Origin of the sequence: Streptomyces paradoxus, assembly GCF_014202475.1 — a bacterium.
Classification (GTDB): Bacteria; Actinomycetota; Actinomycetes; order Streptomycetales; family Streptomycetaceae; genus Streptomyces; species Streptomyces paradoxus.
In genome coordinates this window covers 135,076-155,989 of record NZ_JACHGV010000015.1, presented here as the reverse complement: position 1 = coordinate 155,989, position 20,914 = coordinate 135,076, and the positions used below count along the sequence as shown (strand labels likewise).

Below are 20,914 nucleotides of genomic sequence, written 5' to 3'. Positions count from 1 at the left end.
GGCGCCCCGCAGCTCGTTCGGCTTCCTTCGCACCCCATGCCGAACCCCGTGACCAGGCGGTTTTCTCGAGACGTCAACGCGGGAGACCGGCCGGCTCCCACCCGTCAACGACCGGGAGCCACCAATGTCCAACGAGCCCACCAACCCGACCTGGCGCGAAAAGCTCACCCTCGCCGCCGTCCGCGGCGCAGTCTCCGGAGCCGTCTCCGGCACCGTCCGTGCGGTCATCGCCTGGATGCTTGGGCACTGATTTCGACCCCTGGACCCGGCCGGAGATGCTAGCGGGTCGGATCCAGGGGCACCTGATCCAAGGAGTACGGCAAGTTCGAGTACAAGCACTCCACCAGTACCTCCAGTCGGACTGTTCCAACTCGCCCGCAACATCATCTACTTGAGACGAGTACAAACCCGATCTTGAAACGATCAGTAAGGACCCGCCGCCGAGGCCGAAATGCCAGGCAGGCAACGATTACCACGCCACGGTGCCCGGACACGTAGAAGCGGCGTGCCCGGGCACCGTCGGTGAGCCGTGTCTTACGTGCCTGCTGAGAATCCAAGCCTGTGACCAGCTGGTCTACTTGACAGGTGTAGATAAACCCGGCGGTGACGGTGCAGTTCGGCCTGTACGACGTCGTCGACGGCGAGCGGCGGCTCTGTGGTGTGGCTGCGTTCGGGGTGCCGGTGAGCACCGCCGTCCTCACCAAGCCACTGCCCGAGCTCCGGCCGTACACCGAAGCGCTCGTTTGTTCGCGGTTCGTCCTGCTGGATGAGTGCCCGGCCAATTCGGAGTCGTGGTTCCTCGCGAACTGCCTAAGACGCCTGCTCGCCAGGGGTGTACGCGGGGTCGTCTCGTTCGCGGATCCCGTCCCGCGCCGGACAGCCTCGGGCGTTCTCGTCATGCCTGGGCACGTCGGCACGATCTACGCAGCCACGAACGCGGTCTACGCCAGCCGGGCCACCGCCCGGACGGTGAAGCTCCTGCCGGACGGCACCGTCTTCCACGACCGCACGGCGCAGAAGATCCGCCGCCAGGAGCAGGGCCACCAGTACGCCGAAGCCCAGCTCATCGCGCTCGGAGCTCCGGTGCCGCGGGCCGGGTGCAACCGGGCCGTCTGGCTCCGGGAGGTCCTCATCGCGGTCGGCGCCCGCAACGTACGGCACCGCGGAGCGCACCGCTTCTGCGGACGGTTGCCGCTTGTTGCCGCTTGGCCGATGACGCTACCAGGGCGACGGGCCGACTGGCTGAAACTGAACGGGGGGGAGCTCGGTGCGTTTGATGCGTTCCTGATCTTGGTAAGGCCTCTGCGCTCCGGGGGGACGACGCAAGTGGGTGATGGAGCGGACGCTCTCGTCACCGTCCTGCTACCGCCGACTCAGCCCCCGCTACGAACACCACGCGCCCTTTATCAGGCTCGCCGCAGCCCTGGCACCGTGCCCCGTCAGCTCGACGCCTAGCTTAGCTAATGCGAAGCCTTATAGGCCCCGTACCGGAAACCCTCCCGACTGAGCTGGTAGCGGCGGCGCGGTCTCGCCATCCTCAGCAGGACAACGGGGATGCCTGCGTACCCGACGAGGTAGTCGGGGGTTATTTGGCGAGGGGCGTCGGAGATCCACGCCCGCCCGTAGGGGGAATCGACCGCGAACGCTGGAAGGATGTTGATGAGCCCACGGGCCTGTGCCAGCAGCTCTCCGTCGTCCATGGCCAGGCCAGCGTCCCACAGGAACTCGGCGTTACCCGCCAGTCCGTGGCACAGGGTCGGTCCGCTCCAGCGGGCCGCAAGGGCCACCGAGCGACAGACACGCTGGAGTGTCTCTGTCGGGTCTGGTTCGAGGCCGAGGCGCCGGGCGTGCAGGAGCATCCGGCCGATGCCCGTCGCTCCATGGCACCAGAACGGCGGGTGTGCCCGGCCTCCTTCCGCCATGGGCCAGGCGACCCCAGTGAGGTCCTCCAGGCAACGGATCGCCTGGTCCGCGATCCATCCGGCGGCCTCGCGCGCGGCCTCCTCGTACCCGGACGCGCCGGTGGCTTCGTATAGGTCGAGCAGGGCGTCGGCTATGCCGGCTGCACCGTGAGCATAGCCAAGGAGGCTCTTGCCGCTGAGATCTCCGTAACCCGGCGGAATGCGCCAGTGTGCGGTGCCGTGCCCGCCCTCGCGCTGCCGCAGAAGGGTGTCGCCGCAGTGCACCGCCCGGTCGAGACTTCGTCCGTCGCCAGTCTCGTCCCAGAGCATCAAGTGCACTCGGAGTCGGCCAGCGAGACCGTGGAAGAGGTCGGGGGAGTCGTCGAGATCTGCCGCGGGTTGCGCCGCCGCCCGGTCGACGGCGAGCCCGACAAGGTCCTCGTCGGACAGCACTTGGCCAGCCCGCAGCAGGGCGGCGACGACGCCCATCTCGCCCACATAAAGCCCGCGCGGCCGGTCCCCCGGGACGGCTGGCATGGCGTCGAGTGTCCGTGCTGCAGCGCGCAGGACGCCCATGTGCCTGGGGACACGCAGTTCCTGTGCCAGCTCAGCCAGCCCGAGGACCGTGCCGGCCATCCCGGTGTTGATGTCGCGACCCACGAGGCCCTTGCCGACGTAGTATTCGCTGCGCCATGTCACCCCCTGCTCGGAATACTCCGCATGGGCGCAGATGAAGTCGCCTGAACGGCGAGCCAGTTCGAGCAGGTCCGACGCCCGCGTCAGGTCGAGCTCGGCCGCGTCTGGTGGTGCGGGTGGCTGTGGTGACAGGTTCTCCCCGACCGTCAGCAGTGCCCGTCGCACCTCGCGCGCCGAGCTAAACCGTCGCTCGGGATCCGGGTCTAGGCACCGCGACACAATTTTCGACAGAGAACCGTCGACGGCCGGCCGAAGCTGTCCGAGTTGTCTGGCCAGCAGGTCGTGCGGGTCGGGGGCCCGTGAGGGCTCGGCGCCGGTGGCCAACAGGTAGAGCACAGCTCCCAGGGCGTAGATGTCGTCGGCCGGTGACACCGCCTCTCCCGCCCTGCATGCGGGCGAAAGGTAACCGCGGGTCCCGGCCTCGGCGGGCCGGTCCCTGGCGCCGACGGGATGAGCCAACTCGAGGTCGATGAGCCGTACTGGGCCGTCCGCCGGGAGCATGATGTTGGCCGACTTGAGGTCGCCGTGCACGTGGCCGGCTTCGTGGAGCACAGACAGTGCATCCGCGATGGCGGCTCCGAGGTCGACCACGCGAGCGGTGGAGCAGCTACGACCCGATCCGGCGAGTCCTCGCACGTGCCGGTCGAGCGTCTCCCCGCCCAGGTCCTCCAAGACAAGGATCAGTTCGTCATCGTCCTCGACGACGTCGAGGACCTCCGGGGTCACCCGCCGTCCGGAGAGCCTGAGGAGCACGGCCGTTTCGCGCCGCAGCGCTGCGGCGCCGTCGCCAGCCTCGCTGCCCTGGTTCACAGGCCGCTTCGCGGCGCGCTTCAAAATGCACGCGCACGGCGTGGCCAGGTCGAGGGCCAGTTGGACGACGGCCCCAGGTGAGTGTGCCAAGGTCATGACGGGCCGGTACCGGCCTGCCACCGTTCTCGCTAAAGCGGGCGAGGCGCCCATGCCGTTCCTGCGGAACGGGTCGTCGGCCCACTCTGGCACCGAAGGGGTCGCTTCCCGAAGATCCGGGACCAGACGGCCATCGGGATCCAGCACGGCGAGGACGATGTCGCCAAGCAAGGTCTGCATCCGCGTGCCGTCGAACCCGCCATAGCGGTAGAAGACGACGCTCCCATCCGCGTAGGAGCGGTCCGACGGGATGTGGGGACCGCGCATCCCCCGTGTAGCGGCTGCCAGCGCGGCCGCGATCTCAAGGGCCGAATCCTCGTCTTGCGGATAGACGGTGATGAACTTTCCGACCTGCGAGATTCCCGCCCCTCCGCAGTTGAGCCGTTCGAGCCAGGAGAGGGATCCCAACACCTTGAAGGCGACTCCCAGCGTGACCAGGGGAGGCAGGGCCCGTCGAAGGGTCTCGGCGGCCGTCGAGACATAGCTGGAAACGTGAAGCTTCCAGCCCTGCCGAGGGAGGTCAGGCCCCGGTGGGAAGGCGGCTATCCACGGCTGCAGCGAGTCGTGGGACGGCACGATCCGCCAGCCGGACAGCCCGCCGCCGACCGCTTCCACGACGGTGTCAAGGAGCCACGGCTCGGGCCGATCAGCCGTCATCGGGGCGGCTTCCCGTGCCATCGTCAGAGGGTAAAGACCGTGACATAGCAGGTAGGTCCGCATTCTGAGGAGAAGCAGGTGAAATCGCTACACTCGCCGTCCGCTCGCGCTTGGGTGATTGCCCGAGAGTAATCCTCGACCGCGTTCTCGGGAATCTGATACTCGGCAAATACGGACCCGGGGTCCTCTGCCAAGCGCCTTCGGAACGCATCATCGGCTTCGGCCTTCGCAACCATCTGTACCAGGCGAAGCCTGACAGCAGCGACGTCCTCGGTCATGGCTGCCTCCGACAGGGAGTAAGAGTACTATCGCGCGACAGCGCCACCACCGATATCTTCCCCCGCAGCGATCCTCACCGCGCTTATACCTTCCGGTCTCCCCTATCTCCAGTCTGCGCCGGGTCCCGCCTCACCGCTACTTGGGTGATGCGGCTACGGATCCGGTTCGCGGGCCGTGGCCAAGCACGAGAACGGCAGCGGCGCGCACGCCGCTCGGCTGCCCGTCGGCATCGCCGCCCTCGGGCTGTCGGTGGAAGGTGTCCATCATCGCGGCGTGCGCCAAGAGCCTCGGCAGACCGGGTCCCAGCTACCACCGGCGGGGGATGCGTAGCGCGGCGACGGCAGCGGCAAGAAGGGTCGAGAGTGGTCCTGGTGTGGTGGTCGAGGCGACCCAGCTGGCGCAGGTCGGTCTTCTGCTGGAGTTCCGGCCAGGTGGTGGTGCGTTGCTTGCGGGCCGCTGCTGTGAGTGGGGCCGTCCTGCGTCCGCATCCGTTCGGGCGAATGCGGCCCCTTGCGGGAACGGCGCGTCCGGTGTCACTGCGGACGTCGTACGCGCCCGACCGTCTGAACGATCGTCTCGTCCCCGGCTCCTACACCGTCGAGTTGCCGCAACGACATATCGTACATAGCATGAAAATCCCCTGAAAATAAGGCACCTGCAAGGAGTGTGCTATGCCAACGCCTTCTTCAGCCTTCGATCTCTCGCAGATCGTGCAGATAACGGGGGACGCCTCCAGTCAGGTCGAGTCCCTCACCAGGCAGCTAAGGGAGCAGGGCGTCGACCCGGCTCCGGCCGTCGCAGGCACCACCAATGGGTCTAGAGACGACGCAGAGAAGGTGGCGCGTCTCATTGCCCTGGCTCGGGGACACGGGCTCTGCGTCGAGCTGAGGGATGGTCAGTCAGTGGACGAGCGCTTCCGGGTGGTACAGCCCGCAACCATCGGGCTACTGCAGTCGGGCCATCACGCCGAGATCAAGGACCAGTGAGTGAGGGAAACCAGTGAGCGCTGAAGCAGCACGGGATATGACCGATACGGTGCGATACAGGCTCGCCGGCGATCTCGTGCTGCGACCAGCGGCGGGACACGTTCAAGTTTATATGGCTGACGGTACCTACGCGGAAGCAGGTCAATGGCTGCTCGCATTAGCGGGAGAGTTGACGGATCCCGAGGGGTTCACTCAACAGGACTTCCTCAGCGTCGCCCGCGAGTTGAGGCACGTCCCAACAAACGCGTGGGATATCCTCTGCGCCTGCGGCATCATTCGTCCGTCTCTCTTGGACGGAACTCCTGATTCACAGCCCCCAAAGTTTCCCTGGACATCCATGGGTTGGGGCATGGCTCAACTCCTGCACGAGGCCACCGTGAACACGGAGTTTGTACAGGATGATGTTGACGGCTGGAAACAGACTGCCCAGGTGGGGAGTTCACTTGCCGCAGTTGGAAGCGGCCCTCCGGTAACACGCGATGTAGATGCATTTGCACAAGATGTGATCGACTTGAAAGATCCACCCACTGACCGCCCGAATACGGATTTCTTCGATGTCCTCATCAACCGACGCACACGTCGAACGTTCAATCCATCGACTCGCTTGACAGAACAAAACCTGTTGACGCTACTGCACTTCTCGGCCCGCGCGCATGGCTCGCTCCGTAACCCGTTCTTCGGTGATCATATCTTGCGCACCAGCCCCTCGGGGGGCGCCCGTCACCCAGTCGAGATCTATCCTCAGATTCTACGTGTGGACGGCTTTCCGCAAGGAAATTACCACTACGATCCGGTGGAGCACCGCCTGCGGCGTTTGGGACACACGTCGAATGCACTTCTCCGCCAGCTCGGTCAAAACCAGTCCGGCTGCCGTAACGTGCCGCTCGCGTTCATCATCACTGCTCGCTTCTCCCGCAACCTTTGGAAATATAGGTACGCCAAGAGTTTCCTTTTCACGTACCTTGATGTCGGCCACTTCGTTCAGACACTTATCCTCTGCTGTCAAGCTGTGGGACTGAAGACTTTCCTTACCCCCGCGCTCAATGTGAAGGTAGCTCAGCAGCATCTGCACCTGGAGGATATTTACGATGAGTGTGCAACCTACCTGGTCTGCGCCGGTTAACGAATCAACCGTAGCAATCGAGCCCCTAGGCCATGCCACCGTTCTGATGCGCTTTGGCAACGTCAACGTACTCACCGATCCACATTTCTATGAGGACTTTGGGTCCGGGCATTTTGGCTACTTTCCTTCCCGTCGAGTGCACATTGAAGAGATACCGAGACTCGACGCCGTCTTCATTTCACACTCGCACCGAGATCATTTTGATGTTCCAAGCCTAGCGAAAATCGATAAAAGTGTGCCTGTCTTCTGCCCCGTCGATGCGCGCATACACCTCGTTCTCCGTGAGCTGGGCTTCAAGCAAGTAGTTTCGGTACAGGATTGGTCGACTATTCAGCCCTTGCCTGACCTAAGTGTGATCTGGACGCCGTCAACCTACCGAGTGCCTGAACATGGATTCGCTATACGCTACAAAGATTTCTTCCTCTGGGACATGGTTGACACTGTCGTAGAAATTCCAGATACGGCAGAGAAGGTGCTGAGTAAACTTGGATCCGATCGTCTCGACCTTCTAATGCTCCCCTGCTTCCCATTGCTGGAAACAGCTATCACCGACGGACTCGATCCCGCTCTCGAAGGCGATCCGTTCGACGACACGCAGAGGCTCTTGAGAGTTACCAGCCCTAGTCACATTTTACCTTTCGCCGATGGGCACTTCTGCACGGGTCGGGCAGAATGGCTAAACCACTTCAAGTTTCCAGTCTCCGGGGAACGCGTCGAAAAGGTCCTACAGGAAAGCGCGCCAGATTCGACCATCCTCCGGTGCGTCCCAGGAGGAGTAATCACGATTGATGTGTCGTCAAGCAAGCCGACCGTTCGAAAGGCCGCGCAAGCGAGCCGTATCGTGCAGCCGCTTGAGACCGTGCAGGACAGAAGGTTTTTGCCGGCCGGCCGCATAGAACCCCTTTCTTCGATCACGTCCTGTGCGAAGTACGGCAAACTCGATTTCGTCGATAAGGGTCTTGAGCACGACGCGAGACTCGACCCGCGAGTACGTGGAGAACATTCATTCAGCCGATGCCTGTACCGATTCATCGTTCTTGACGAAAGCGCCGCTGTGACCGAAGAGCGCTATATTTCTGTAGATGAATCCGGTTACATGTCGGTCAATGTTGACCAAGGGCCAGCGGATATCGAGGTCGCGATCACTTGCGAAGATCTAAACGCTCTGAGGTCCGGCATGCTCGGATATTCTACTGCATTTCTTGGTGGTCGACTGAGAGAATGGCGACCAGGGATCTGCAACCTTGATTCGGCCAAAATTCTCATTCGACCGGGTTCCACTGCGCCGAAGAGCGGGAAAGTGGCATATAGTGGGGTATTCCTCCTTAATTCATTGCTCCGCAGGGAGGATGACTCTGTATTTCGTAGGCTCCGGATAGAGGCGGCGTGCGCAAAAGAAGAACTCGATCTCCCGAAGTTTGTTACTCACCCGCCACCAAGTCGCACGCAGAAACTCGTCACACTGCCAGCCGCCGGCCCCTACCCCGCCACACGGCGAGTTGGCCCTCGACAAGTTGTCGACGGAGGAATCTTGAGGGGAGCGCTAGGGTTCGAAGCCTGGCCTTCTTCTGTACCCCCGGACATCTCTGACGGTGTACTTTCTCTCGCTAACCTGGTTGAGGCGCAGCCGCACATGGGGGCGGGGGTTCGCTTCCCATGTGACGCCTATCAGCTCTTGCTGCGGAACTTGCTGTCCTCGCCGGTAAGAAAATGGAGTTTGCATTGGGGGTGTTTGGAGAAAGAGTACGCCGTGCCGCTTTGGCGGCTGGCCAGCTTGTTCCCCATCACGCGAGAGCGCTTGCTGGCAGATCTATTGAAGCGAGGATGGGTCGGAGAAATATACGGGGATGAACGACCGGGTGGGCGCACCGTTGAATGGTGGCATGGCATGCCTGAGATGGGTCTGGACTATATTACAGTCAGATTCGTCAAGGGTCACCCACTGGCGGGAGAGCGGGTATGTGCACTCCAATATGAAGGTGATCCGCCGAAAACCGCCGCACAGCGGGAGGAACGGCTGGTGTCAGGTAACTTTCGATTCTCGTGGATCCTCCCGCTCACAGATACCAGAAACTATGTTCCCTCTTCCCGGAATGTGCCCTTCAATCGCTGGGTCGAAAGTCGCGCCATGCTGGCGCTCCAGGGGCGGATGACTGACGAGTTGGTTGATGTACGGACATCATGGGAGCGGATGCTGTGATCACCCAAACGGGTTCTTGACCGTGACCTGAGGTCGTTCAGCGTCGCGGCCAGCTCCGGTCTCAACACCGATAATCGATTCGCACCCGTGATCCGTGATATCCCACCCCCTCTGCCCCTTCCGCCCCAGAGTTGTCGAGGCCCCCGTCAAGCGCCGCCCCAGCACTTGAAACCGGCCGTCTCGACGCTGAGCCCCCATCACGGTCGAGGATCGTGACCTGCTCGATTTGCCTGCGGAAGCGCGGGAAGCGGCGTTGAGTGATGGATGTCGTTGTTCAGGCCGCAGAAGCCGAGGTCCGTCAGTGCCCCGAGGCCGGCGGCGCGCAGGTGGGTCAGGATGCGGTCGTGGCGGGCGGCGAGTTTGTCGTGGGTGCGGCCGGGCCGGGCGGCGGATATCCAGATCACCGGGAAAGATCACGGTGATCGTCCTGGCCGTACTGCGGCACGGCCAGCGCCTCGCCGACATGGCCGGCGGCAACAACATGTCCGAAACCACCGTCCGTCACTGGCACGACGAGCTGATGGGGCTGCTCGCCGCCCGGGCTCCACGCCTGGACCGCGCCCTGAAGCAGATCGCCAGGGGGCGGAGAGGTGGTCCTGATCGACGGCGCCCTCATCCGCACCCAGCGCCGCGCCGGCAAGGCCGACCGGCGGAACTACTCCGGCAAGCACCGCAACCACGGGCCTACACTTCCTCGCCCTGACCGACGAGAAGGGCCGCCGGGACCGGATCGCCTTCAGATGACGCCTGAGCAGGTCGGCGAGGTGGTTGACGGTGCGCGTGGACAGCGGCAGGTGGCGCTGGTAGGCAAGCGGGCAGGTGTCCTCGGCGCGATTTTCGGGACGAAATCGTCGTCGCCGAACGTGTCCTCGAACGGATGCCGGGTAGCGCCGAGGAACGCACCTCGGCCACCCCCTGTGCCTGGGCAGGTGGCCGGACGGGCAGTGATGCTGATACCGGGGTGTCCTCGGCGGCCGTTGTAATTGTGTGAGGAATACCGCGCTCGGCCAGCACTTCCGCCAGCTGTTTGGCCAGCCGTTCTTCGAGTTCGTCCAGTTCCCCGCGACGCGCGGTGATCCGTTCCAGCAGCTCGGGATCCAGCATGGACCGGATCGTACAAGGCGGCCCGGTCGCGGTGAGCGTGAACCGACAAGCCGGCCCATGTCAAAGCACACGCTGGTAGCGGAGCTCCCTGAGCGTGATCCCGTCGTAGACCTCGTCCTGAGCCCCTTCGCCAGCCTGGTAGCCGGCCCGCTCGTAGAAGCGCCGGGCTCGTTGGTTGTCACACAACACCCACAAAGCTGATGTCTCGAAGCCCTGGCCCTTCATCTGAGCATGAGCCTCGCCCAGGAGAGTCCGGCCGATGCCCTGGCCGATCAGATCCGGCGAGATGTACAGGGCGTAGACCTCACCGACCCGTTCCAGACCGGGCATCTCACCTCGATACGGCCCGAAGGAGATCCACCCCACCGGGCCACGGTCGCCGAGCTCCACAAGGTCTCGTGACTTTCGTCCGGGTTGAGAAAACCACTGCCGCCGTTGCCCTGCATCGCCTTCCACCGTCATTGCGTCCAGATACGTCTGGGGAACAATGCCGGCGTACGCCGCCTGCCATCCTCGGACTCGGATCGTCGAAACGGCCTCGATGTCGGCCTCATCCATCTCCCGCACATGCACCATCGCGCCACCGTAGTAGCCCAAGCACCGGAGAACGAACTGCTCTACCCCGCTGCTGGCGCCTCCTCTCACGAAAGCGGCTCCTGACGAGCGAAGTCCTCCGCGGACACCTGCCTACGACCAGCGTGTGTCGTGTAGGCGTGGGCGGGAGTGGGTAACCATGCTCATGGTCACCCGCGTGGGTGACCGCCGCTGCAAGCTCCCACCGCACCAGCGTGCCCTGGTGTACCTGCGCCGGCACGACACTGAGACTTTGAACACCTCCCCCAACGGCACGGGAGCAGTGGCCACGCTGAAAGGCCTCCCTGGAAGGAAACGACCTCTCAGGTTCCGGTTGACCCGGTTCGCGATCACATCGCGGATCCATCGCCGGCGAGCTCCAAGCCGACCAGGTAGTTCACCGTCGCGGACTGATGGACCGCTACGTCAGCCAGGATCTGATCGGCACGGTCGGCGTCGATGTGGATCTGAGCGGTCAGGGCCAGCGCTCGTACCCGTGCGCTGGGATGACCGTTTCCGATGCGTACGAGCGCATCGGCGCATTCACGCGATCGCATGACGTCGGCCACACGGATAGCCGCTTCCAGGCCGCTGAAATTGAGGTATCGACAGATCTCCCCCGAGTCCTCGTCGAACTGGAATTGCATCTCGTTTTGCACAGGCGCGCGTGGAACCAGATTGAGGGAGACGGAGATCTGGTCCGGCGGCAGCTGCATGTGCACGTCCTCCTTGGCCCGGTAAAGCGCAACCTGACCGTTTGCCAGAGAGAACAGGCCCTCGTCGGCCAGCTCGACCACTTCCCCAAGGCGGCCCGCGTATGCCGTCCTGTCGTACGTATACGAGCGGCAGCTGTATCCAAGGCCGAGGTAGCCGACAGTCAGGATGTCGAAATTGTGGTCGTGACAGACGTCGTACTGGTATCCAGGGATCGCCTCCTCTGCAGCGGAGATAGGCTTCCAGATGTTTGCCCGGATGAAGTAGTCCTTTGTGGAGTGCAGCAGCAGAACTTCAGGCGCGTACATATTGTTGGCCTGGAATCGGAGTTGGTTCCGCAGCTCATCAAACATGCGCTCAATGACGAAAGATTTGTTGTTTGCCAGTTTTCCAAGCAAGGGAGCGGAGGCAATCAGGTCCTCATGTCGAGTCAAGTCGTAACCGCTGCAGTCGATGGCTCGCACGTACTCCTCGAGCGTTATCGAATCTTCGCCAACGAAATCTCCAAGGTCGATCGGCAACGTAGCTCACCTGCCTCCAGAGAAAAGAGCATCAAGAACTGCATTGGCGCCCTCCCGCAGCCCGGGCTGATCTGATGCGGCAGCACTGTGGAGCGCCGTGAAGCTGTCCGGGTGCCCTGATGCAAGCATGGATTGAATCGCTGTCAGTACTACCTGGGGCGAATGGGAAGTAAGCGCCATTTCGTAGATGTCGTTGGGCACCACAACCCCAGCTGCATGGGCGATTCGCATGACGTTCCGGAAACGTGATGCCGTGATTGATGACTGCTCGCAGTAGAGCGAGGTAAGTTCGGGAGAAAATGTCCAGACTAGGTTTGGGGCGGCTCGGCGGTACGTCAGAATCTGAGCAATCATCGGGCCGGTCGCTGCACAAATGTCCGTAATTCTGTGTCGGTTCTCAGTGACGAGAATGTCACCCTGCTGAACGTCCCTCAACGAGCATTCGCTGATTTGGACGCCCGCGACGAACTGCTCGATGTCGCAGAGGGATGGCACTTCCAGATTCCGCACTGTGAGTGTGTACGGACCCTTCACCGCGATGATCTGGGGCATGCCGAGCCACTTGACCATGCGTGGCTTACGGCTGAATGTCCCCAAGATGCGGATCGAGTACTCGAAGTCGGGTGTGTTGACTAGAGTGAAGCTGGCCTGCCCGACGCCTCGCCGCACGACGTGATCGCTGTCCTTAGCGGCGGCATCGAGCTCACGGTGGATGAATTCTGCGAGAAAATCACTCTTGGCGTGTTCGAGGAATATAGCTCCGAGAGACGCCCAGTCCTCTGCATTCCGCTCGAGGGATTCGATGAGGGTTTCCAGCGGATTGCGACTCACGGCGTCTCCCGGCAGCCAGATCACAGGCAGATGAAGGCTTCGGCGAGGACAAAGATCACTGCTCCACTGCAGTCCGCGTCTGCGCTAGCGAGTCGGTCGGCGCCATACGTGGCGACCGCGTCGGAGAACTTAATGCCCTTGAAGTCGCCGATCAGAAGCTGCCGTTTCTCCGCCAGGTAGTCTTGGAGCCTGTCGAATTCTTGGCCGGCTTCTGCCGAGTACCCGCCTTCGCGGAGAACTTGAATTAGATCCAGCTTCGACGCCACTTCTTGTGCGACCTCGAACTGCGTCTGCGATATACGAACAAGTCGGTACTCCATCCCAGGCTTGAAGCTCGTAATCGGCGTGCAGGTTGTGATCGACTCCTTGGAGTCGATCACTGACTGAAGGATTGGACGCAGCGGCTGGTATTTCTCCATGAGGGGCTCGAGGCTGGCGTACCATGCCTCGTTCTCTGCCTCTCCTGCGGATTCGCTCTCTTCGGCCGAGATAGTCATTGTCAGCGCCGGTCCGACGTCATCCTGCTGGCGCTGGAACCGGATTTCCGGTTTCATGGCGAGAGCGAAGCTAACGAACGAGCGCAGGTCTTCGGTGATTGTCTCACTCATGGCGATTCCCTGATGCTTTCGCGATGTGTGCGCACGCCGTAGGCATTGAGTACCTGAGATGCGATTTTTCGGCGGTGCGGCCGGGATTGCCTGCAGATGGTTCTCATATCGACGTTGCGACTCGTCATCCATGATGCACTGTGACCACTATGCCTGCCACTCCACGCGTGATTGTCGATGCAACCTGCGCTGGGGCTACACCTGGTACGAACCCTGGGCAAGCCCTCAGGCGGAGACTGCGCCAGCGGCATCTCCGTCAGACCAGACCTGAAGCGTGTTGCAGCAGGCTTCAGGGCGGTCATGGCGTCAACGATGACCTGCGCGTTCGCGGAGAATCGGTAGTTACGTGAGGAGGAGCCGAGGGTCCGGTCGCGGCCCGGCACCAGGGTGCCGTCCACGATCCACAACCGGTCCGTCGCATCGGCGGTGCGGGTGTTGGGTGACCCGGCACACGGTGGACGAGGAGACGCCGAACAGCGGGCCCAGCTGCCGCATCGTCAGGTTCGTCCGGTAGTACATCTTCGACCATGAGTACCCGTTCGGCCAACGGCAGCGACCACGGTCGGCCCGCAAGTGCCGTTACGCGCCCCAGACCCCACGATGCCCCGTTCAACGAGCTGCCAGAACGCTGAGCCATGGCCTACCGTGCACGAGGTCGTAAAGGGTGTCGCACATGTACCCCAGCGACGAGTTCAGCGATTTCCGCCGGCGACACCCCGTGACCCGGTAGCGCCAGGTCGTCAGGCAGGCGCTGACGCCTTCGTGGTGTGCACGATACGCGGGCAAATCCGGCAGGCGTCGGCGCCGCCCTGGGCCCACCAGCGGCAGGTCGGACGGACGGCGCATGGCGGCGGCGGAAGCGCATCGTCCACGGCGCGCTCAGCGCGGCCGAGGCCCGCCACCGCGTCGCCCACGGAGCACCGGCCCTCCACCCACTGACTGCACGCCGACTCGATACACGGACCAGCGAAGCGGAACCGGGCCTCGGGCGGGCGCAGCCCGGGGGCCGCGGCGCGCTCGACGAACTCAGTACTCACCGGCAGCGGCGGGTGCAGCGCGGCGACGGTCCCGTCCGGCAGGACGATGCCGAGCAGCAGATGGCCAGCGGCACAGGAACTACTGGGGCAGGTCGCCCCACCCTCGGCGTCCACCCGGGGACCTTCCCCGACCACTACTCTTCCCGCTCGAAGATGATCCCCAGGAACGGAAAGAGGCTCAGCGCATCGTCCGACGGCCCCGGCCTGGGGGCCCGTTGGGTGGGGGGCACCTCGCGCAGCGGGGGTGCCAGGTCGAGTTCGGCGACCTCGTTGAGTGCCGTCCGCCGCACGGCGTCCGCGATCCGCTTCAGCGTCTCCGGCGGCAGGTCGCCCTGGACGGTGACCCGCAGTCCTTCCTTGGTCATGCCCTACTTCCTCTCCCGGGTCCGTTCGTCAGTATCATCTCTTTCGGGCCTCACCGACGACGCTTCCACCGGGGCCGAAGGGCCCGCAAACGCGGTTGGCCCACTGGAGTTAGCGGGGCGGTCGAAACCCAGCAGGCAGCCGGCACGAGGGTGCCCAAACCCGTACCAGCCCCGTCCGCTCGATCGAGGTCTCGGTCGTCTACGTGCCCGTGCTCGCCACCGCCGGCGTCGGCGGCATCAGCGTGTACGCGGTCTTCTTCCTGATCCTGCTCGCGGTGTAGATCGCGGCTGGCCGGTACTTCGCCCCCTGGCCGGTGATCGCCAAGGCGCCGAGCCGATTGGACCACATCCTGCTGCCCGTCGTTCTGATCGGCATCGGCCTGCTCCTCCTTATCGAGGGCGGCGCCTTCGGTCCGTAGGACTTTGTACGGCCGAGCGGCGGCACCCGAGCGGTGCCGCCGCTCGGCGTTGACGCCAGGGTCAGGGCTGGCGCTTTCGACGGGTGAGGTCGGGGACCGAGGCATCGGCAGCCACCTGCTGCTCCAGGGCCGCGTTGGTCTCCTTGAGCTTGCCGTTCTCGATCTCCAGGACGTGGACGATCCGGGCCAGGAGCTGTGCCTGTCGGCGCAGATCGTCGCGTTCGGCCCGGATACGGGCCAGGTCCTGCTGCTGCTTGGCCGCGCGGACCCGCACCGAGTCGGGCAACGCTTCGGGTACGGGGGTGCGGGCCTTGACCAGGGCGTAGAACAGGTCCTTGAGGCCGGTGTGCTTGTGGGTGAGCTTGTTGCGGCGTAGGCCGGATTCGGTGGCCAGGGAGACGATGGTCAGCTTGCCGTCGGAGTGCAGCGGGGCGCCGATGAGCAGGCGCACCATGGCGTCGGTGATGGCTCTGATCTCCGCGGCGTCCTCGGTGTCGGCGTGGCCCTGGTCGTGGGTGAGGGCTTCACCGACGAGCTGGGCCAGCGCTGCGCCGTCGCGCGGGCCGGTGGCGTCTGCGGCGGGGGTGTTCATCGGCGCTCCTCGACTTCGGTGTCGGCCGGCTGCTGTGCGTCGTGGCGGCGGATGATGGCGGTGAGGTGGGCTTTGCGCTGCTGTTCGCGGGCGGCGATGGGATAGGGGTCGAGGCCGGCGTCGGCGTCCGCGTCGATGCGCTCGACCTCGGCCCGCAGGGCGGTGATCTGGCTGTCGGTGCGGCTGATGTTCGCGCACGCCGGGTGGCAGCGGGAGTGGTCGGGGGTGTGACGGGCGCCGTCGCCCGCCCGGTCGCGGTCGGGGTTGCACAGCGCGGTGAACGCGTCGTGGTTGCAGGTCAAAAATGCCTTCGGGTCCTCGTAGACCTGGAGGCGAGGGTTGGCGACCAGCGCGCGCAGTTCGCGTTTGCCGAGGTAGGTGCCGGCGTAGCGGTCGGAGAACTCGGCGGCTGCGGCGCGGTAGCGGTCGGCGGCCGGGCCGCTGACCTTCTCGCCGGCGGCGAGGCGTTCGCCGGCCTCGGTGAGGGTCTCGGCCAGGGCCAGGCCCTTCTCCTGGTCCAGGACTTCGAGTATGTCGGCCTTCGAGCGGCCGGCGTAGGACTCCGACATGGCGGTGGCCGCGTGGCCGTACTGCACCGCGAGTGCGATCCGGCCGCCGGGCTGGCGGTAGATGAACCAGGCGATGGTGCGGCGGAAGCGGCGCAGGGTGACGGCGCCGTCGGGATCGGGCGGGATCAGCTCGTGGGGCCGGTCGTGGGCGCTGGCGAGCTGGTTGGCCCAGGCGGTGAAGGTGCGGATCCGTTCCACTGCGGTGTCGGAGGACAGTCCGGTGCGGGGCATGCAGGTGCCCTTGGCGTACCGGTAGAGGGTGCGGGTGAACAGTTGCTCGCCGGCTTCGAGTTCTTCGGCGACGGCGATGGCGCGTGCGACGGGCTCCAGCACGATCCACGGATCCGCTCGTTCCTCTCCTTCGCCGATCGCGTTGCCGTCCTCGTCCAGCACTCCTTTGAAGTGCTGGCCGCGGACCTCGAACCGTACGGTGCCGTCGTCGCGCTCCACGCGGGTGCAGCAGCCGCGGCGCAGGGCCAGTACCTCCTCTGGGCGCATGCCGGAGAGGTAGGCGCAGCAGATCAGGGCGGCGGTGGACAGGTGCAGCACCAGAACGTCCACGTCGTCGAAGCCGATCTGCTCTCGCCACGGGGCGGCGCCGATCCGGGCGCCGAGCGCAAGGTCGAGGAGCGGGGCGGGGCCGAAGCTGGCCGGGGTGAGCTCGTCGGACAGGGTGCGGCGGGCGCGGGCGACCTGGGAGGTGGTGACGCCGAGGGTGCTGGCCAGGAAGGTGTTGGCCATCGGCGGCAGCACCCCGCCGAAGCGGGCGCGCACGGCGGTGGCGCCGGGCGCACCGCTGGAGGGCAGCTTCTCGCCGGCCGCGAGCAGGCCGCGCAGGTGGGCCACCGCGGCCTCGGCGCCGCCGAGCGGGGGGCGGTCGGGGATGGCGGCGAGCAGTCGGCGGTGCTCGCGGGCGGCGGCCAGGATGTCTGGGGACAGGTCCAGGACCGTGCGCAGCGCCCACACCAGCAGCGGGGCCATGACGGCCGGGTGCACGATCGCGACGCTGTTCTCGCCGTTGGGGGTGTCGTCGTTGGTGCCGAGGAAGTCGGACATGACCGCGGCTGGGTCCTCCCACGGCGGCATGACCAGCCGGTCGCGCTCGGGCAGGTAGGGGGCGTAGGCCCACAGCCGCGAGATCACCCACAGGGCCTTGGCGTCGGTGCGCCACCGGCGGCCGAGCGGGCGCAGGTGGTCGGCGTAGGCCTCCAGATCATTGGTAGTGACCTGGGAGAGTTCGGTGATGCCGCGTCCGTCGAGCCAGGAGGCGAAGCGGGTCCAGATCTGGAAGTTGTGGCGCAGCGTGGCCGGTTGGGTGGTGGAGCGTGCGGCTCGCTGCTGGAGCAGCACGGCCGGGGTGGGGATGTTCAGCTCGGCGAAGGCCGCGCGCATCAAGCCGGGCCGCAGCCCGGCGGGGCAGCGGCTCCAGTCGATGACCAGGGTGCGGTTCGACTCCTTGGGGCTGATCAGCGCCAGGCGCCAGGCCAGGTCACGGAAGCGCGGAAGCTGCTCGGGGTCGAAGCCGGGCCGTAGTCGGTTGAACGGGAGGACGAAGGTGTCCGGAGCCGGGTCGACAACGTTCGGGCCGACGGGGACGGGCGAGGACGCGTTCACGGGTCGAGCCTCCGTTCCAGCATCGCGTGGATCAGCTCCCGCTCGCTGTCGGCCACGGCGGCGACCAGCTGGGGCCGCGCGTCGGTGGTGGTGTAGGTGGTCAGGAAGTCGCCGATCCGCGCGTGGTGCGTCGCCCAGTCCGCCGCCCACACCGCTGGCGTCACGGCCGACCGCAGGGACTCCAGCGCCTGGTGCAGGTAGGCGATGCGGGGAAGGTCGCGGCCGGTGGCCACCGCGTTGCGGCAGGCGAAGCACAGCAGGAACGACACCGCGCACGGCACCCCGGCCGGGCTGTGGTCGGAGTTGAGGAAGTCCGCGCACGAGGCGACCGGGGTACGCAGCCGGCCGGCCACGATCCGGCGCGCCACCTCCACGTCAATCCCGGCGTCCTTGGCCACGAGCTCGGCACTCACCTCGCCATCGGCGTCGACCTCCTCGACCAGGCGCATGGCGACCGTCTGCCGGGCGGAGGTAAGAGCCTGGGCCAGACCGAGCTCCACCGCGCCGCGCGAGGCGGCGCGGACGTCTTCGTCCTGGAGCTGGTAGTCGCGCTCGTGGGTGGCCTGGGTGTTGTTGCGGGCCCGGCCGTGGTGCGACTGCGCGCTGTGGCGCAGCGCCTGGGAGTTCACCCGGGCGGGCAAGTCGACGCCGTTGGCGCGGACCTGCTGCTGCCAGCGCCGGATCGCCCCGTCCAGAGCGGCACCGAGCGCGTGGTCGCGCAGATTCTCGCCTCCGCCCAGGCCGCGGTGGCCAACCAGCAGCTTCGTCGTCGGGCGGCCCAGCGCCTCCAAAGTGGTCCTGGCCGGCGCGGTAAGCTCCAGCACGTGCCGCAGGGCCCGGCCGCTGGAGCCCTCCCCGACGTCGACGAGCGTATTGCTCGCGTGCCGGCGCCGGCCACGCCTCGCCTTGTCCGTGTCGACCTGGTGCACGGCAGGGTCCTCGCGGTCCGCGTTCGGCCACCAAGTGGGCACGTCCATCTTCTTGAGCACCGACAGGTTCCACGCCTCGTGCACGATCAGCAGCACGGCCGCCGCCCCGATCTCCGCCGGCGTCGCGAAGAGCCGGCTCAGTGAGGCGGCGTTGCCCTCGAAACCGCACGCGCGCTCCGCATACGCGGTCATCGCGTGGTCGGCGCTGTTGGGGTAGCGCGGAAGGTCTCCGGTGCGGGCGAGCACGTCCAGCACCTCACCGAGGGGCCAGTCGCCGTCCCCGCGCTCGATCGCTCCTGCCCGCCACCGCTGGAGGACCGCGGTGTTCGCCGCGATCCGCAGCCGCCCGGCGCGCACCGTCGCGGCGGCCGCGTCCCGGATCCGGCGCAGTTCCTCCCGGGTGTGGGCCTGCTTGCGCGGCCGTCCGCGCCGGGACGGCGGCCGGCGCCGCGGCGTTTGGAGGAACACCCGGGTCGCCTCCGGCAGCCCGGGCGCCCGCCGTACGACCGCGGCCAGGACCCGGCGGACGTGGATGTTGCCGGTCCACTGTTTCCACCACTCCACCGTGATCTGCTCGGTCGCGGCGACGGGCGGCTCGGCCGCCGCGGCGTCCCTGAACAGCAGCCGCAGCGTGCTGGCGTTCGTTTGGTAGGTGTCCGCGCTGCCCCAGCCCCGGCCCTGCGCGGCCAGCCCGGCCACCAGCTCCCGCCGGAAGTCGACGGGGCCGGGGCTGTCCCGGAAGTCGTACACGCCCAGCGGCTTTCCGGCGCCGCTGACCGGGCGGATGACCAGGCCGTCCTCGTCCAGCACCGGCGCCTTGCGGTAGTCCGTCGGCGGCAGCGCCGCCCGGCGCCCCCGCCCGCTCACGCCGCGTCCAGGATCAGACCCGTACGGGCCGCCAGCTCTGCGATCTTCTCCGCGTTCACGGGATTGTCGTCGTCGCCAAGCAGCGACTCCAGCTGCAGCCCGCGCACCGGCTCCAGATACACGTCCCGCGTCACCTGCTCGCTGCGGTGCCCGAGCATGTCCTTGACCATCAGCCAGACCTGCCCGTACACCTCCTCGTAGTGCAGGCGCTCGGCGGGCGTCAGCCCGAGCCGGCGGTCCAGCGCGTTGTGCAGCGCGATCAACGTCCGCAGGGCCATGGAGTGCCGCAGCATCTTCGGCGTCGCGAAGACGTCGAGCCCCGCGGCGGCGCACCGGTCGCTCGCCCGCTCGAAGACCTTCGTCCAGCTCGTGTACTGAAGCGGTAGCCCGCTCTCGGTCAGCCACAGCATCGCCGGCTCCAGGCCGTCTACGCCGTCGACGAACAGCCGCATCCGCTCGGCAGCCGTCAACCTCCCGAGCGCGCTCTCGCCCGTACGCCCGTCCCGGCTTCTCCACTGCACGCGGCCCGCCCGGCTGACCCTCTGGATGATGCGCAGGCCGGGCAGCCGGTCGTAGACGCCGCGCTGGCGCGCGCGAGCCACCGCCGAAGCGCGCGTGCTCATCCGGTAGCCCTCGACGCGCTGCAGCGCCGGATGGCCGACGTAGAAGGTGTAGCCGGCCCGCTTGGCCACGGCCTGGCCTACCCTGGCCGCGTAGTAGTTCCGTCGCCCGAGCGCCGGGAGTTCGCAGAGCAACAGAGTGCCGCCCTCGCGGCGCCGTAGGCCGCTGGAGTACATCAAGTCGGCGTTCGCCGTGTCCCGGCCGGCCGAACGGCCGCGCCACGCCTCGTCCTCCAGGCCGCCCGGCAGCATGCCGCCGAGCCCGACATTGCGCCACAGTTGAAAGGCCCGAGGCGACAGCCACTTCACGTCCGAGGTCTTCACGTCCGACGGCGAGACGAGCGTCACCGGGTTCGACGGTACGAGTCCGCGCTTGGCCGCGATGCCGTACAGCAGCTTCAACGCAGCCTGCTCCTTCGCCCACGTGCCGCCGTCGACCGGCGCCGGGTTCGTCGCCCCTCGTCGGCGCCAGTCTTCCCAGTCCTCGACGTCGTCCTCCGACGCCTCATCCCAATCCAGTCCGCGCTGCCACAGGAACGTAAAGAACAGCCGGTAGAGGGGGGCGTAGGTGACCTGCGTGCCCTTCGCTTTGGCTGAGAACGCCGAGCGTCGCAGGCACTCACTCAGCCGAGGATCGACCCGGCCATCCGGCGAGACGAGGATCGGCTGCCGCTCGCGCAGCCCAAGCGCTCGCTCGCGCTCCTCCAAGTCCTCCCAGCCGGGGACGGGTTGGCTTCCTGCGGGATTACCCCCGACACCAACCCAGAACAACCGCCATTCGTAAGCCACTTGACTCCCTCAGC

The 20,914-nt window shown here is 66.0% G+C and carries 18 protein-coding genes and 4 pseudogenes; 7 read left to right on the top strand and 15 right to left on the bottom strand.

Annotated elements, in window-relative coordinates; translation table 11 throughout:
* Positions 1 to 124: 124 nt before the first annotated feature.
* The 3 genes and pseudogenes from HNR57_RS40445 to HNR57_RS39985 form a co-directional block, all read left to right on the top strand.
* Positions 125 to 250 (top strand): hypothetical protein, encoded by a 126-nt coding sequence (locus HNR57_RS40445; protein WP_281403936.1) that lies wholly within the window; start codon positions 125 to 127, stop codon positions 248 to 250.
* Positions 251 to 603: 353 nt separating this feature from the next.
* A pseudogene (locus tag HNR57_RS41105) lies at positions 604 to 1,050 on the top strand (Mom family adenine methylcarbamoylation protein); the annotation flags it as partial.
* Between the two features lie 265 nt (positions 1,051 to 1,315).
* Positions 1,316 to 1,507: pseudogene (locus HNR57_RS39985) on the top strand (hypothetical protein); the annotation flags it as partial.
* On the opposite strand, the gene HNR57_RS34750 reads toward HNR57_RS39985, so the two are convergent.
* Both HNR57_RS34750 and HNR57_RS34745 read right to left on the bottom strand, forming a co-directional pair.
* Positions 1,461 to 4,181 (bottom strand): class III lanthionine synthetase LanKC N-terminal domain-containing protein, encoded by a 2,721-nt coding sequence (locus HNR57_RS34750; RefSeq protein ID WP_184566563.1) that lies wholly within the window; start codon positions 4,179 to 4,181, stop codon positions 1,461 to 1,463. The pseudogene HNR57_RS39985 and the gene HNR57_RS34750 overlap by 47 nt on opposite strands.
* A gap of 2 nt (positions 4,182 to 4,183) precedes the next feature.
* On the bottom strand, positions 4,184 to 4,438 hold the full coding sequence (locus tag HNR57_RS34745; protein ID WP_184566554.1) for a hypothetical protein: 255 nt from the start codon (positions 4,436 to 4,438) through the stop codon (positions 4,184 to 4,186).
* A 672-nt stretch (positions 4,439 to 5,110) separates the two neighbouring features.
* Here HNR57_RS34745 and HNR57_RS34740 point away from each other — a divergent pair.
* From HNR57_RS34740 to HNR57_RS34730, 3 genes are read left to right on the top strand one after another with little or no spacing between them, the layout of a single operon-like run.
* Positions 5,111 to 5,425, top strand: a complete 315-nt coding sequence (locus HNR57_RS34740) for a hypothetical protein (RefSeq protein WP_184566552.1) — start codon at positions 5,111 to 5,113, stop codon at positions 5,423 to 5,425.
* 13 nt (positions 5,426 to 5,438) lie between these two features.
* A complete protein-coding gene (locus HNR57_RS34735; protein ID WP_184566550.1) occupies positions 5,439 to 6,548 on the top strand; it encodes a SagB/ThcOx family dehydrogenase in 1,110 nt (369 codons plus the stop codon).
* Entirely contained in the window at positions 6,514 to 8,748 is a 2,235-nt protein-coding gene (locus HNR57_RS34730; protein ID WP_184566548.1) for an MBL fold metallo-hydrolase, read from the top strand. The genes HNR57_RS34735 and HNR57_RS34730 overlap by 35 nt, the downstream gene beginning before the upstream one ends.
* Positions 8,749 to 8,945: 197 nt before the next feature.
* Here HNR57_RS34730 and HNR57_RS34725 read toward each other — a convergent pair whose 3' ends face one another.
* The 3 genes from HNR57_RS34725 to HNR57_RS34715 all read right to left on the bottom strand — a co-directional run bounded on the left by HNR57_RS34725 (position 8,946) and on the right by HNR57_RS34715 (position 10,428).
* The gene (locus tag HNR57_RS34725) at positions 8,946 to 9,152 is read right to left on the bottom strand and encodes a hypothetical protein (protein ID WP_184566546.1); all 207 of its coding nucleotides are present in this window, start codon (positions 9,150 to 9,152) and stop codon (positions 8,946 to 8,948) included.
* 280 nt (positions 9,153 to 9,432) lie between these two features.
* The gene (locus HNR57_RS34720; protein WP_184566635.1) at positions 9,433 to 9,852 is read right to left on the bottom strand and encodes a hypothetical protein; all 420 of its coding nucleotides are present in this window, start codon (positions 9,850 to 9,852) and stop codon (positions 9,433 to 9,435) included.
* 60 nt (positions 9,853 to 9,912) lie between these two features.
* Positions 9,913 to 10,428, bottom strand: a complete 516-nt coding sequence (locus tag HNR57_RS34715) for a GNAT family N-acetyltransferase (RefSeq protein WP_184566544.1) — start codon at positions 10,426 to 10,428, stop codon at positions 9,913 to 9,915.
* Positions 10,429 to 10,585: 157 nt separating this feature from the next.
* Here HNR57_RS34715 and HNR57_RS34710 point away from each other — a divergent pair.
* Positions 10,586 to 10,672: pseudogene (locus HNR57_RS34710) on the top strand (IS5/IS1182 family transposase); the annotation flags it as partial.
* Positions 10,673 to 10,775: 103 nt separating this feature from the next.
* Here HNR57_RS34710 and HNR57_RS34705 read toward each other — a convergent pair.
* The 10 genes and pseudogenes from HNR57_RS34705 to HNR57_RS34660 form a co-directional block, all read right to left on the bottom strand.
* Positions 10,776 to 11,660 carry a hypothetical protein gene (locus HNR57_RS34705; protein ID WP_184566633.1) on the bottom strand — a complete coding sequence of 295 codons (885 nt, stop codon included), beginning with the start codon at positions 11,658 to 11,660 and terminating at the stop codon, positions 10,776 to 10,778.
* Between the two features lie 6 nt (positions 11,661 to 11,666).
* On the bottom strand, positions 11,667 to 12,515 hold the full coding sequence (locus HNR57_RS34700) for a hypothetical protein (protein ID WP_184566542.1): 849 nt from the start codon (positions 12,513 to 12,515) through the stop codon (positions 11,667 to 11,669).
* Complete coding sequence (locus HNR57_RS34695) at positions 12,512 to 13,099, bottom strand: hypothetical protein (protein ID WP_184566540.1); 588 nt, start codon at positions 13,097 to 13,099, stop codon at positions 12,512 to 12,514. The genes HNR57_RS34700 and HNR57_RS34695 overlap by 4 nt, the downstream gene beginning before the upstream one ends.
* Before the next feature lie 290 nt (positions 13,100 to 13,389).
* Positions 13,390 to 13,667, bottom strand: a pseudogene (locus HNR57_RS34690) (helix-turn-helix domain-containing protein); the annotation flags it as partial.
* A 603-nt stretch (positions 13,668 to 14,270) separates the two neighbouring features.
* Positions 14,271 to 14,501, bottom strand: a complete 231-nt coding sequence (locus HNR57_RS34685; RefSeq protein WP_184566538.1) for a hypothetical protein — start codon at positions 14,499 to 14,501, stop codon at positions 14,271 to 14,273.
* 199 nt (positions 14,502 to 14,700) lie between these two features.
* Positions 14,701 to 14,877, bottom strand: coding sequence for a hypothetical protein (locus HNR57_RS34680; protein ID WP_184566536.1), 177 nt, complete (start codon positions 14,875 to 14,877; stop codon positions 14,701 to 14,703).
* Between the two features lie 104 nt (positions 14,878 to 14,981).
* Positions 14,982 to 15,512 (bottom strand): hypothetical protein, encoded by a 531-nt coding sequence (locus tag HNR57_RS34675; protein ID WP_184566534.1) that lies wholly within the window; start codon positions 15,510 to 15,512, stop codon positions 14,982 to 14,984.
* Positions 15,509 to 17,695 (bottom strand): site-specific integrase, encoded by a 2,187-nt coding sequence (locus HNR57_RS34670; protein WP_184566532.1) that lies wholly within the window; start codon positions 17,693 to 17,695, stop codon positions 15,509 to 15,511. Before HNR57_RS34670 ends, HNR57_RS34675 begins: the two co-directional genes overlap by 4 nt.
* On the bottom strand, positions 17,692 to 19,491 hold the full coding sequence (locus tag HNR57_RS34665; protein WP_184566530.1) for a hypothetical protein: 1,800 nt from the start codon (positions 19,489 to 19,491) through the stop codon (positions 17,692 to 17,694). The genes HNR57_RS34670 and HNR57_RS34665 overlap by 4 nt, the downstream gene beginning before the upstream one ends.
* Positions 19,488 to 20,819 (bottom strand): site-specific integrase, encoded by a 1,332-nt coding sequence (locus tag HNR57_RS34660; RefSeq protein WP_184566528.1) that lies wholly within the window; start codon positions 20,817 to 20,819, stop codon positions 19,488 to 19,490. The genes HNR57_RS34665 and HNR57_RS34660 overlap by 4 nt, the downstream gene beginning before the upstream one ends.
* Positions 20,820 to 20,914 lie beyond the last annotated feature (95 nt).